This is a genomic window from Rhizobium sp. CCGE531 (assembly GCF_003627795.1).
Lineage (GTDB): Bacteria > Pseudomonadota > Alphaproteobacteria > Rhizobiales > Rhizobiaceae > Rhizobium.
Genome location: NZ_CP032686.1, coordinates 390,004 through 402,514 on the forward strand (window position 1 = coordinate 390,004; position 12,511 = coordinate 402,514).

Genomic DNA, 12,511 nt, shown 5'->3' on the forward strand with positions numbered 1-12,511 from the left:
AAGAGGGTGCGTCAGGCTGTCGTGTCGACGCAGAGATATTTGAGCTCGGTGAAGACCTCGATGCCGTGGCGGGAGCCTTCGCGGCCAAGGCCTGATTGTTTCCAGCCGCCAAAGGGGATCGGGCCGCCGGTGATCTTCACGCGGTTGATGGCGACCATGCCGTATTCGAGTGCCCGGCCGAGCCGCATCTGCCGCGCGCCATTCGCCGTCACGACATAGGCGACAAGGCCGTATTGGGTGTCGTTGGCACGGGTGACGACCTCGTCTTCGGTATCGAAAGCGGTCACGGCGGCGACCGGTCCGAATGTCTCCTCATGCATGATCAGGGCACCCGGCGTTGGATCGACAAGCAAGGTCGGCTGGAAGAACAGCTTCCCCGCCGGGTGACGTTTCCCGCCGGTCACAAGCCGTGCGCCGTGCTTCAATGCGTCGGCCACATGCTCCTCGACCTTCGCAATGGCGCGCTCGTGCATGAGCGGGCCGATATCGACGGCACCGTCCAATCCGTTTCCAACCTTGAGGGCTTCGATACGCTTGCTGAAAGCCGTGACAAAGGCTTCCATGATCGGGCGCTGAACGAAAATGCGGTTGGCGGCGAGGCAATCCTGGCCGGAGGTCGCGAATTTGGCATTGATGGCGATGTCGAGGGCGCGGTCGAGATCGGCATCGTCGAAGACGATCAGCGGCGCGTGCCCACCAAGTTCCATGACAAGCCGCTTCATGCTTGCGGCGCATTGGCCGGCGATCAGCTTGCCGATCTCGGTCGAGCCGGTGAAGCTCAATGCCCTGACCCGCGGATCGTCGCAGAAGGCGCCGACGATGGTTGCGGCATCGCCGGTCAGTACGTTGAAGACACCGGCGGGTAGCCCGGCGCGCTCGCCGAGTTCCGCGAGCGCCAGTGCCGATAGTGGAGTCTCGGACGATGGGTGGGCGACGACGGTGCAGCCGGCGGCAAGCGCCGCGGCTGCCTTGCGCGTAATCATGGCCGCCGGAAAGTTCCAGGGCGTGACGATCCCGACAACGCCCAGGGCTTCCCTGCGGACGAACATTTCCGCGTCGGGCAGATGGCTGGTCACGCTTTCGACGTTGATCCGCTTGGCTTCCTCGGCATACCACTCGACAAAGCTTGCGGCATAGTCGATCTCGCCGCGGGATTCATCGAGCGGCTTGCCCTGTTCCAGCGTCATGATCAGCGCCAGATCCTCGCGCGCCTCGATCATCAATTCGTACCACTTGCGCAGGATCGTCGCTCGCTGTTGGGGCAAGAGCGCGCGCCAGGGGGCAAAGGCACCGGTCGCCGCATCGATGGCCTCGAAGGCTTCTCTCTGGTCTAGGCTGGTGACCCAGGCGAGCGTTGCGGCGGATGCGGGGTCGGTGACCTCGAAGCTCCGATTGGCCTTGCCGGCAACCCAACGGCCGGCGACATAGGAGAGGTCTCGCAGCAAATGACGGTCGTTCAGCCGCGAAAGGGCTTCATGATAGGTGGCGCGGGCGTGGAGCGCGGTCATGATCGGGTCTCTCTTTCCAGATGGTCCAATGCTGTCACGGAATGCCGCGAGAGATTGTCCATTGCTGGCGGTCGGAAGAGAGAAAGGACCTAAAGAGAGAGGCGTCGGTAGAGAGTCTCTCTATTCGTCGTCATTCGTCGTTGGGCACATCCGGGGAAAGCAGATCTGTGACGGGCAGCACCGTCTCCTCCTTCACGGTCTTGGTGACGATGTAAGTGAAATAGCGTTCGATGCCGAGATCGCGATCGAGGAGATCGTCGATCAGGCGCTGATAGGCATCGATATTGGCCGCCATGATCTTCAGAATGTAATCGACGCCGCCGCCGACGGCCCAGCAGGCAACGATTTCCGGGATGGCCGCGACAGCTCGCTCGAAGCGCTCGAAATCGGCCTGCCGATGGTTGGCAAGGGTAAGCTCGACCATGACATTGGCGATCGGGGCGAGCCGGCGCAGCGACAGGCGCGCATGATAACCGGTTATGATGCCTGCCTTTTCCAGCTTTCGAAGGCGCAACCAGCATGGCGTCGGCGATAGACCGACCTTTTCGGCGAGCGCAAGCTTGGTGATGCGGCCATCGCGCTGAATGGCGTCCAGTATCCGCAGGTCGATTGCATCCAGTTTCATTTAAAGCTGCTTGTTTGTCGCCGGAGGTTCCAAGAGCAATGGCATTCGAAACCTGCACTGACAAGCGCTAACCGGAATTGAATGATCGGCTCCGCAGCGGCAGGTTCGGCATGGAGCATTTCTGGGAACGCAAGGGTTCTGGGCATGAGCCTGGCTGGGATGCTGCAGCAGAGGATGCGGCAGCCTCATCACAGCATCATTCGGGCGACACGATCAGCGTGTCGTCGATTTCGACAGCTTCTTGCGCAAGGGCGCCGAGATCCATCCAGGCCGCTTCATCTGGATTGCCCGAGGGAGTGCCCTGAAACTATTCCGGTTGCCCGCCAGTCAAGGAAAGATATCGCGGTTCACCGCGATATCTCTTGTGCAAACCGCCGCCTTACCCATGCCTTTTGTTTTCCACACTACTGAGCCGCCGTCCTCGGCGCCCCCGCCTGCAGGACTCCCTCATCGGCGAGGATCGCGGCAGCCTCGTTCAGCAGCACGTCCTTTGCATTCTTGCGGGCTTTCTCGATGGCGATATCGGCACTCAGGCTGCGCTCGTTGGCCTGCAGGCCATCGTCCTCGCCGGTGTCGACCCCATCATTGATCTGGTCACGCGACTTGAGGCGATTTGCCTGAGCGGCCATTTCGTTGCGACGTTCGGTTTCGTTGAGAGAAATGACCTGTTTGTCGCGCTGGGCTTTCAGCACGGCAATGTCTTCGACAAAGCGCTGGAAATCCTTATCGCTCTGCACGCGCGCGTCATGGCGGCTTTGCAGCTGCGGCAGCAATGCCTTTACGTTGCCGGCGGGCGCGTATTTTGCCGGCTTGACCTGCGTCCACGGCAGGGCATTGTCATAGCTCGATTCACCAAAGCTCTTGAGGTCCGAAAAACCCGGCAGGCTGATGTCAGGCGTCACGCCGCGCAACTGCGTCGTCCCGCCATCGACACGGAAAAACTGGGCCACGGTCAATTTCAGTTCGCCGAATTTCGGCTTGGCGTTATGGGCTACCTGGTCGAGATTGACTACGGTTTGCACCGTGCCCTTGCCAAAGCTGGGTTCGCCGACAATCACACCCCGGCCATAATCCTGTATCGCCGCGGCGAAAATCTCGGAAGCCGACGCCGAGCCGCGATTGATCAGCACACCGACGGGGCCGGTCCAGGCGGGGGTGGAAAGATCGTCGTTTTCGACTTCCACCTGGCCCTCTGCATCGCGTTGCTGAACCACCGGACCTTTGCCGACAAACAGACCCGTCAGATCGATCGCTTCGGTGAGCGAGCCGCCGCCATTGTTTCGCAGGTCGATCAGAACGCCTTCGACCTTGTCCTGCTTGAGCTCATCGAGAAGCTTGGCGACATCACGGCTCGCGCTTCGGTAATCCTTGTCGCCCTTTCGCCGCGCTTCGAAGTCTTCATAGAACGCCGGCAGGGTGATGACGCCGATCTTGCGGGTGGCATCGCCATCCTTGACTGACAGGATGGTCTTCTTGGCAGCCTGCTTATCAAGGCTGATCTTATCGCGCACCAGGCTGATGAGATGATGTTTGCCATCGGGGCCGGCATCAGCCGGCAGGATATCCAGGCGCACGACGGAACCCTTCGCGCCGCGGATCATCTGCACGATTTCATCGAGGCGTGTGCCCACGACTTCCTTGATCGGAGCGTTCTCGCCTTGGCCGACACCGATAATGCGGTCGCCGACGGCAAGCTTGCCGGACAATTGCGCCGGGCCGCCAGCCACGAGTTCGCGGATCGTCGTGTAGTCATCTCTTTCCTGCAGCACCGCGCCTATCCCGACCAGCGAGAGCTTCATGGAAATATCGAATTCGGCCGAAGCGGTCGCCCCGAAATAGTCGGTATGCGGGTCGACCGATGTCGTATAGGCATCCATGAACGACTGGAACACGTCGTCGCTCTTGTACTTGTAGGCACGCTCGAGCGAATTCTGATAGCGTTTGTCGAGCGTATCGCGAATGGCGGCATCATCCTTGCCGGCCAATTTCAGGCGCAGCCAGTCGTTCTTGACGCGTTTGCGCCACAGATCATTGCTTTCCGCTTCGGATTGCGGCCAAGGCTGCTTGTCGCGCACCAGCGGGTAGTCTTCCTGCACGCTGAAATCAAGCTTCTGCTTGAGCAGGCCGCGCGCATAGCTCATGCGATCGACCACCCGCTGTTCGTACATGTTGAAAATGGAAAACGGAATATTCAGGTCTTCCTGGTTGATGGCGTCGTCGATCTTGGTGCTGCCGGCCATGAACTTGTCGATATCGGCTTGCGAGAAGATGATCCGGTCCGGGTCCAGGGATTTGATGAACCGATTCATGACCTTGGCTGACAGAGCATCATCCAGGGGAACCGGCCTATAATGGAAACGGGTGAGAAATTGCGCGCTCAAATGAGCGGCCTGCGCCTGTTGCGGCAGCGGCGTCAAAATTGGCGGCGAACCTGCTTCCAGAGCATATGCCGACGGAGCAATTGCCAGGAAAAGGCAGAGTAAACCATATTTCATACGCATCAAATCTTGGCCCGATTCTGGATCGTTGAGTGTTCGATATATGATCTAGGTGGAACAATTATGGTTTTTTGGCAACCAGACGATGCTCTCCTTGAGGAAAGATTTTCTAAAAGCTGCCAGGAGAGCCAACCGATGACATCGTCGTAAAGCCGTTCAAGGGAGGTTCCGAACGGCGCCTGCGCCAGGCTCCGCGGAGCGGGCACTGAACGAACCCGCACGGTGCGTAACCTCTAACAAATCGCCGGGAACCTCGTCAGACCTCCATGACGTCTTCGAAGGCCTCCGGAAAATTTTCACGTGCCAGTTTCTCGCTGATAACAAGCATTGCCTCATAGGACATCGGATCGAAATCCTTGTCCGCCGCCACGACCTCACGTCCAAAGAGAAGGTTCAAGCGGGCAGCGTCGAGGTTGCCGCGCTCGAAAGGTTCGGCTCCGAATTGGTGCCAGAGCGCGTGCAGGAAGGCCGCATCGACACGGTGTTCCTGCGTTCCCGGTCGCGCGCGGCGGGGGAGCTGCTTGATCGGCGTCACGCCCCTGGGGTTCGCGCGGCGAATGGTAAATTGAACGCCTGTTCCCGGCATGCCGGACGGAAAGCCGCGGTGCTTCGTCATATCGGAAAGCTTGGGCATTTCTATCGTTCCTGCTTGCTACGAGGTCCTGTCGAGGCCCTCCCAACGCCAGGGCAATGCGACGGAGAGGGCTATGCGGGCGCACTCTGTCGTGATTTTCGTCGCTCCGTCAATCCCGAGACCGGGCTTTCAAAGGGTTTGGTCCGATGGCCGGCTAGGGCTGATCCACCTTGCTCATGCGCGCTGTCGGGATGTATGATGGTCGAAACACCTTACCGATGGGCAGGGAGCCGCTGTGGCTCGGCAGGTTTCGGAGCCGTATTGGCGAGAACGGACACTGTACCTGTGCCAGATGCCACCGGATGTTCAGGTCCGGTGGCATCCGTCGTCACAAGCCTTTATTGTGGATCGGACGTTTCTTCGGTTTCGATGTAGCCATAGACTTCAGGCAGGATGAACTTGGCCGCGAGAAACCCGATCAGCGATAGGATCGCCACCGAGAAGGTCGCGCCAGCCTTGCCAAACTGCTCGCTGAGGATGGGAAACACGAACGCACCGAAGAACGATGCTCCCTTGACGAAGACGTAGCCAAATCCCGAAGCCGTTGCCTTGAAGCGGCTTGGGGCGACCATGGACGATATCGTCATGCCGTTGGACGCATCCCAATAATGGCCCCACATGAGAATGCAGGCGCCGACGACGATGATGATCTTCCAGTCGTACTGTATGGCGAAGCCGCCCAGAATGAGGCCGAAGAAAGCCAGGCCGAAACCCCACATGGCAACGCCGCGATGGCCTATTCTGGGAAGCATGAGGGGCGCCACATAACCGGAAACCGTCGCAAGGCAGAAGATCAGCGCGGTCACCATGTTCGTGCCGGTAATGTTGCCGTCGCTCGATACGCCGACACCGCTCAGCACCAGGATGACCGGCAGGTAGAAGCCCCAGGCGGTAAATTCCGCGCCTTGGCATGCATTGGAAATCCACGAGAAGATCGTCGCCCGTTTCTTGATCGGATCCGCCCAGATAACCTTGAGGAAATCGCTGAGCTTGGGCTTGGCGAGCTGCACATCCTCGTTCGGAAGCATGTCGAGCGGATCGTCGAACAGTCGCTTGGAAACCTCCTTGGCTTTTCTGAAATGGCCGCGCTGCAACAGGGAAAGTGGCGTCTCCGGCAGATCAAGGCGCCAGAACAGCAGGATCGCCGCCGGAACGGCGCCGAGTGCCAGCGCGACGCGCCACAACAATGAATGATCCATGCCGAAGATATACATCACCGTGATGATGATGATGGCGAATACTTCGCCCAGGCCGAACATGAACTGCCAGCGGCTGCCCATTTGTTCGCGCTTGCCCTTGGACATCGATTCCATGATGTAGGCATAGCCATTGGAGATGTCGCTGCCGAGCGGAATGCCGATCAGGAAGCGTATGAGGATCAGCTCCCATATGTCGCGCACGAAGGCCTGCGCGATCGCCAGGACGATGAACAGGATCATCGTGCCGATGAAGACCTTCTTTCGTCCGAAATAGTCGGCAAAGATCCCCCCGAGCAGCGCACCGATCAAGGCGCCGCCCTGGACGGCGGCGGTGGCAAGACCGAGCTGCGCCGCCGTCGGATTGAAATCCGTCTTGATGAAGATCAGCACGAACGCGATGGCGTAGAGATCCCAGGCCTCGATGAGGATGGTTGCGATCATCATCCAGCCGCCTCGCGTGCTGGATGTCGTATTGGGCTTGTTTAACAGGACTCTCGTCGCTTCGTCCGACAATTTCCGTATGGTTGCCGGATCATGAGTATCAATTACTGCCATTCACTCCTCCTCCACATTGTCGATCATTGCGCCTTGATTGCTTATGTCGCGAAGCTGAGCTGCACTTTCATTTGAGTTGTTCGGTCGCGGACGATGTCGAACGCCTCGCGGATGTGTTCCATCGGCACCGTCGCGGTGATGATCGGGCGCACATCGATGCGTCGTTCCGCTATCATCCGGGCGGCCAGGCCATATTCGCTATGGAAGCGATGCGTGCCGACCAGCCGGATCTCCTTTCCGACCAGGGCATTGAACGGGATATGCGAGCCGTTGCTGACGCCGACCGCAACGATGGTGCCGCGTGGCTTCAAGATGGGAAACAGATTGCCCAGCGCGATGCCGGATCCGGTACATTCGAAACCGACATCGAAGTATCCCTTGTCTTCGGAATAGCTGGCGAGGCGGTCGACATCGTCGCCATTGATGGTCAGGGCGGCTCCCATTTTCTCCGCCGCCTTCAACGGCGCTTCCGCGAGGTCCACGGCAACGACTTCGCGGGCGCCTGCCATGCGTGCAGCACCGATCAGGAGGGCGCCGATCGGGCCTGCTCCCATGACCACCACGCTCTTGCCAAGCAGGCTGCCGGCATTGTTGATGGCATGAAGACCGACCGCGAGCGGTTCAGCGCAGGCGGCCTCGTCCAGGCCTGCCTCGCCGACGGGTTCACATTGGAAATTCTCGACGACGATAAGATCGCGAAAGCCGCCATCGCAGTGCGGCTTGCGCATTGCGCTTCCGAAGAACTGCATGTCCAGGCAATGCTGCTGTTGTCCGACCTGGCAGAAGCGGCAGTGGCCGCAGGGCCGGCTCGGGCAAAGCGCCACCCGATCCCCTGGCTTCACATTTCCAACGCTTGCGCCGACGGCCTCAACGGTGCCGGCGACCTCGTGACCGAGGATGATCGGTTCGGTGACGCGGATCGTGCCGATCCCGCCATCCCAGAAATAATGGATATCCGACCCGCAGATCCCTCCGGCTCCGACGCGCACCAGGACTTGTCTGTCGCCGATCGTGCCGATCTCGCGCTCCTCGATGCGTATGTCGCCTTGAGCGTGAAGCACGCAAGCTCTCGTCTTCATGAGCTTTCTCCTGTGTTTCTAGGATGCTATCTCCGGTCAGACAGGACGGAGCAGCCACCTGCCGCCACAGCCTTTGCTGGGCCGATTGGCAAACGGCTAAGTCGATGGCGTGAAAAAATCGGGATATTGCGCCTCGACCGACGGCAGGTCCTCCAGGATGAGCTGCAGGTGCTGTCTCATCTCGCGCTCGGCCTCGTCCGGGGCGGAGCGTTCGATGCTGTCGACGATGGCGGTATGCTGTCGCACGAGCTTTTGCTGCGGAAAGCTTCTCAATGTGAGGTGACGCACGCGGTCCATCTGCAGCTTCACGTCCTCGATGACCTTCCAACCATAGGACCGGCCCGCCGCGTCGGCCAAGGTCCAATGAAACTGCTCGTCCAATTTCATGAAATCGTCCGGCCTGTCGATCGGGATTGCCGCCTGTTCTTCCAGCTGCAGGCGAAGATGTCTGATCAGGCGAGCATCGCTCTTGGCCGCAAGCTCGCGTACGATATGGGTTTCGATCGCCTCGCGCACGAAACGCGCGTCGACGACCTGAGCGATGCTGATCTTTCGAACGAAGGTACCGCGCTGCGGCCTGACTTCGAGCAGACCGTCCTCGGCAAGCTTGATGAAGGCCTCGCGCACCGGCTGGCGGCTCGTTGCAAATCGACCTGCAATGTCCACTTCCGACATCGCGGTGCCTGGACTGAATTCGCCGCGGACGATCAGCCGGCGGAGCGCTTTATATATTTGCGGTCCCACAGGGGCTGTCGCTTCCAGCGACCATGCGGTCGGTTGGATGTCGTCCGTGCGTTGCGCCGCTGTTCGGATTGGGGGTTCCATCGTCGCCATAACCCGATCATTTATAGTGGACTACCATACTAGTCAATCACAATCCTGCATGCTAATGCAGTCACACATGCAGATCATGCCGTCTCGGAAGGGAGTAATATCGTGAAGCAGACTTGGCGATGGTTCGGGCCGCGGGATCAGGTTTCGATCGACGATATGCTGCAGGCTGGCGTGCAGGGGGTTGTCAGCGCGCTGCATCATGTCCCGACCGGAGCCGTATGGTCCGCAGCCGAGATTGCAAAGCGCAAGGCCGAAATAGGCCGGATGGTCGATGGCAGCCCCTCGGGTCTCGCCTGGGACGTGGTCGAAAGCCTGCCTGTTTCGGAGGATATCAAGAAGCAGAAGGGCGAATGGCGCGAGCACATCGCAAACTACAAGCTCAGCCTTGGTAATCTGTGCGATGCCGGCATCGAAACGATCTGCTACAATTTCATGCCGGTGCTGGATTGGACGAGAACCCATCTGCGATGGCGCCTGCCCAACGGCGCGACCTGCATGCGGTTCGATCTGGTCGATTTTGCCGCCTTCGATCTGTTTATCCTCGCCCGGGCCGCTGCCGCAGAGGAATTGCCCGACTGGCTCGTGGAGCAGGCGCGCGCGAGGCATGCGGGTATGAGCCAGGAGGAACGGCAGGGGCTGGCAAACAATATCGTCTGCGGTCTGCCTGGTGCTGCCGAAAACTTCACGCTGACGGATGTGCGCGCCCATCTGGAGGATTATAACGATGTTTCGGCGGATCGGCTGCGGGCTCATCAGATAGATTTTCTTTCCGAAGTCGTTCCCGTGGCGGAAGAGCTTGGCATGCGGCTATGCTGCCATCCGGATGATCCGCCGTTCGCGCTTCTCGGCCTGCCACGCATCATGTCGACGGAGGCGGACTATGCGGCGCTGATGAAAGCCGTCGACAGCCCGGCAAACGGCATCACGCTGTGTACGGGATCATTGGGCGCCCGGCCGGACAATGACCTGCCCGGCATGATGGAACGGCTCGGCGATCGCGTACATTTCCTGCACCTGCGCAACGTCAAGCGCGAATCCAGCGATGTCTACGGCTCCTTCTACGAAGCCGAGCACCTGGGCGGAGGCACCGACATGGTGGCGATGATTGCCGCCATCCTGCGCGAGGAGCGTCGCCGCGCGGCCAGCGGACGCGCCGACTGGCAAATCCCGATGCGGCCGGATCACGGGCAGGATATTCTCGATGACCTCAAGCGCGAAGGTCAGCCCGGCTATCCCGCCATCGGGCGCCTCAAGGGCCTTGCCGAACTGCGCGGCATCGAGACGGCATTGTCCCATCCCTCGGCAGGGCTGCGGGCATGACCGATCGGAAGCGCCTATCTTCGCTTGCCAATATAGCTGGCTCCGCATCAAGGCCCGACTATGAGCCCGGCCGTCATGGCTCCGGCATCGTGCATTTGGGCGTGGGCGCGTTCCATCGTGCTCATCAGGCTGATTATACGGACGCGGCCCTTGCCGCTCAAGGCGGTGATTGGCGTATCGTCGGCGTGAGCCTTCGCGGCCATGACGTTGCCGACGCCCTTAATCCGCAGAACGGCCTTTACACGCTGATCGAACGCGATGCTACAGGCGCGCGCGCAAGGGTCATCGGCAGTATCGAGCGCGTCATCGCCGTCAGCCGTGAACCAGCCGTGCTGATGCAGGCGCTTGTGGATCCGGCGACGCGCATCGTGTCGATGACCGTGACGGAGAAGGCCTACGGCATCGATCGCACCAGGATGACGGCCGATCTCAACCATTCCGCCGTTGCGGCGGACCTGGCAAAGCCTTCGCAACCGACCGGCGTGCTCGGTATTTTGACGGAGGCGCTGAAGCGTCGGCGTGTGTCGGGCAATGCGCCTTTCACCGTGCTGTGCTGCGACAATCTGCCTGACAATGGAGCGTTCGTCCGGGCAGGGGTTATCGACTTTGCTCGCAGATCCGACCCGGGGCTTGCCGACTGGATTGCAACCGATGTCGCCTTTCCGTCGAGCATGGTCGATCGCATCACGCCTGCGGCAACCCAGCGGACGCTCGACGATGCCCAGCAAATGACAGGTTGCCTGGACCAGGCTGCGATCGAAACCGAGCCTTTTCGGCAATGGGTGATCGAGGACCGCTTTCCAGGCGGACGCCCAGCCTGGGAAACGGGCGGCGCATTGTTCGTCGATGACGTGCGCCCCTACGAGACGATGAAACTGCGCATGCTCAACGGATCGCATTCGATGCTGGCCTATGCGGGTTTCCTGACCGGCCGGCGTTATGTCCGCGATACGGTCGGCCCGGCGGGTTTCCGCCCATTGATCATGCGGCATCTGAACGCTGCAGCCTCCACGCTTCGGCCGTTGCCCGGCATAGAACTCGATGCCTATGCGGCGGATATTCTTGCCCGCTTCGCCAATCCCGCCATCGCCCACGAGACCCGCCAGATTGCGATGGATGGTACCGAGAAGTTGCCGCAGCGCCTGCTGGCACCGGCCGTCGAACTCTTGGCCGAAGGCGCGGATATCAACCCCTTTGCCTTCGCCGTTGCGGCCTGGATGCGCTATTGTCTCGGACGCCTGGATGACGGCACGGAATATCGCCTCAACGACCCGCGCGAAACCGATATTGCCACGGCCATCTCCGGCGTCCGCTCGCCGTCGGATCTAGCCAGGGCATTGCATGCACTTCCGGGGCTATTTCCCGACCGCCTTCGCTCCGACCCCAAATGGCTGGACGCCGTGTCGTCTCGGCTTGGCAAGATGATGACGGATGGGATGCAGGCGGCCGTCGCTTCCGAACTGGCGCCTTAGCATGCGGCTGATGCCGTCCATGATGACGAGCAGAGTCTTCAAAAATATCCCCTGTGGACGAATCACATGCTTCCCTTGTCGAAGGGCCGATCGGCTCTAGATTTTCGAATCTCTAATGATTTGCGAGGGTTAGTGATTGTGAGTTATGACTGGAGCGGCGTCAGGACACGGCGCATCAAGGCGATCAAGATGGCGGTTTCGGTGGCAATTGGCGCGGTAATCCTGGGCGCGCCGGCAATGCTTTGGCTGAACGGTTCGTTTTGAACGATCCAGGACTTAAGAGTTCGAACAGTATTCAATGAGGCGAAGGCCGATTTCCCTGCTTTCGCCCTTGTTTTTTCCGAGGTGCCGCCGCGGCACGCTCTTCGGATAAGGCCGAGCCACTTCACGCACATGTCCTCCCCGAGAGAGGGGTGATAGTTCATACCGGCGACATGGGTTACACTTTTTGCCTTTGCGAGGAGAGCGAAGGTGGCGTCGCAGCATCATCAACCTGGCAATGACGCTTTTAGCGCGTGGTTGGGCGAAAAGCCCATTTCGCCAGTCGCTGATGGATTTTAATTGGATTTCTATATCTAACTTGATTGGTAACCGATTTTCGATGCAAAACTCGCGTTTTCGATGAGGCTATGAGCCGCCGTTAATCGATTTTCGATATGATCGATCTCATCTAAGCGCTTTTCGATAAAGATAATTGATTTCCGATGTAAGCAATTTTCGATATTATGGGTCGAAAATAATCGCTCTTCGATGATACGCCTTGTTTCTCGATGAGAAAGGAAGTCGA

Annotated in this window: 10 protein-coding genes; 2 read left to right on the forward strand and 8 right to left on the reverse strand. The window is 59.7% G+C overall.

Going from position 1 to position 12,511, the window contains the following annotated elements:
• Nucleotides 1-11: 11 nt before the first annotated feature.
• The 7 genes from CCGE531_RS28110 to CCGE531_RS28140 all read right to left on the reverse strand — a co-directional run bounded on the left by CCGE531_RS28110 (nt 12) and on the right by CCGE531_RS28140 (nt 8,923).
• Entirely contained in the window at nt 12-1,508 is a 1,497-nt protein-coding gene (locus CCGE531_RS28110; protein WP_120669985.1) for an NAD-dependent succinate-semialdehyde dehydrogenase, read from the reverse strand.
• A gap of 130 nt (nt 1,509-1,638) precedes the next feature.
• On the reverse strand, nt 1,639-2,133 hold the full coding sequence (locus CCGE531_RS28115) for an Lrp/AsnC family transcriptional regulator (RefSeq protein WP_120669987.1): 495 nt from the start codon (nt 2,131-2,133) through the stop codon (nt 1,639-1,641).
• 404 nt (nt 2,134-2,537) lie between these two features.
• Entirely contained in the window at nt 2,538-4,634 is a 2,097-nt protein-coding gene (locus tag CCGE531_RS28120) for a carboxy terminal-processing peptidase (protein WP_120669989.1), read from the reverse strand.
• A gap of 253 nt (nt 4,635-4,887) precedes the next feature.
• Entirely contained in the window at nt 4,888-5,265 is a 378-nt protein-coding gene (locus CCGE531_RS28125) for a hypothetical protein (RefSeq protein ID WP_120669991.1), read from the reverse strand.
• Nucleotides 5,266-5,603: 338 nt separating this feature from the next.
• Complete coding sequence (locus tag CCGE531_RS28130; RefSeq protein WP_120669993.1) at nt 5,604-7,019, reverse strand: MFS transporter; 1,416 nt, start codon at nt 7,017-7,019, stop codon at nt 5,604-5,606.
• A 41-nt stretch (nt 7,020-7,060) separates the two neighbouring features.
• Entirely contained in the window at nt 7,061-8,098 is a 1,038-nt protein-coding gene (locus CCGE531_RS28135) for an L-idonate 5-dehydrogenase (RefSeq protein ID WP_120669995.1), read from the reverse strand.
• A gap of 96 nt (nt 8,099-8,194) precedes the next feature.
• The gene (locus CCGE531_RS28140) at nt 8,195-8,923 is read right to left on the reverse strand and encodes a GntR family transcriptional regulator (RefSeq protein ID WP_120670598.1); all 729 of its coding nucleotides are present in this window, start codon (nt 8,921-8,923) and stop codon (nt 8,195-8,197) included.
• A 111-nt stretch (nt 8,924-9,034) separates the two neighbouring features.
• Here CCGE531_RS28140 and uxuA point away from each other — a divergent pair, with 111 nt between their 5' ends.
• Nucleotides 9,035-10,252 (forward strand): mannonate dehydratase, encoded by a 1,218-nt coding sequence (gene uxuA / locus CCGE531_RS28145; protein ID WP_120669997.1) that lies wholly within the window; start codon nt 9,035-9,037, stop codon nt 10,250-10,252.
• A complete protein-coding gene (locus CCGE531_RS28150) occupies nt 10,249-11,724 on the forward strand; it encodes a mannitol dehydrogenase family protein (RefSeq protein WP_120669999.1) in 1,476 nt (491 codons plus the stop codon). Before uxuA ends, CCGE531_RS28150 begins: the two co-directional genes overlap by 4 nt.
• A gap of 143 nt (nt 11,725-11,867) precedes the next feature.
• On the opposite strand, the gene CCGE531_RS28155 is transcribed toward CCGE531_RS28150, so the two are convergent.
• The gene (locus CCGE531_RS28155) at nt 11,868-12,113 is read right to left on the reverse strand and encodes a hypothetical protein (RefSeq protein WP_162944056.1); all 246 of its coding nucleotides are present in this window, start codon (nt 12,111-12,113) and stop codon (nt 11,868-11,870) included.
• Nucleotides 12,114-12,511 lie beyond the last annotated feature (398 nt).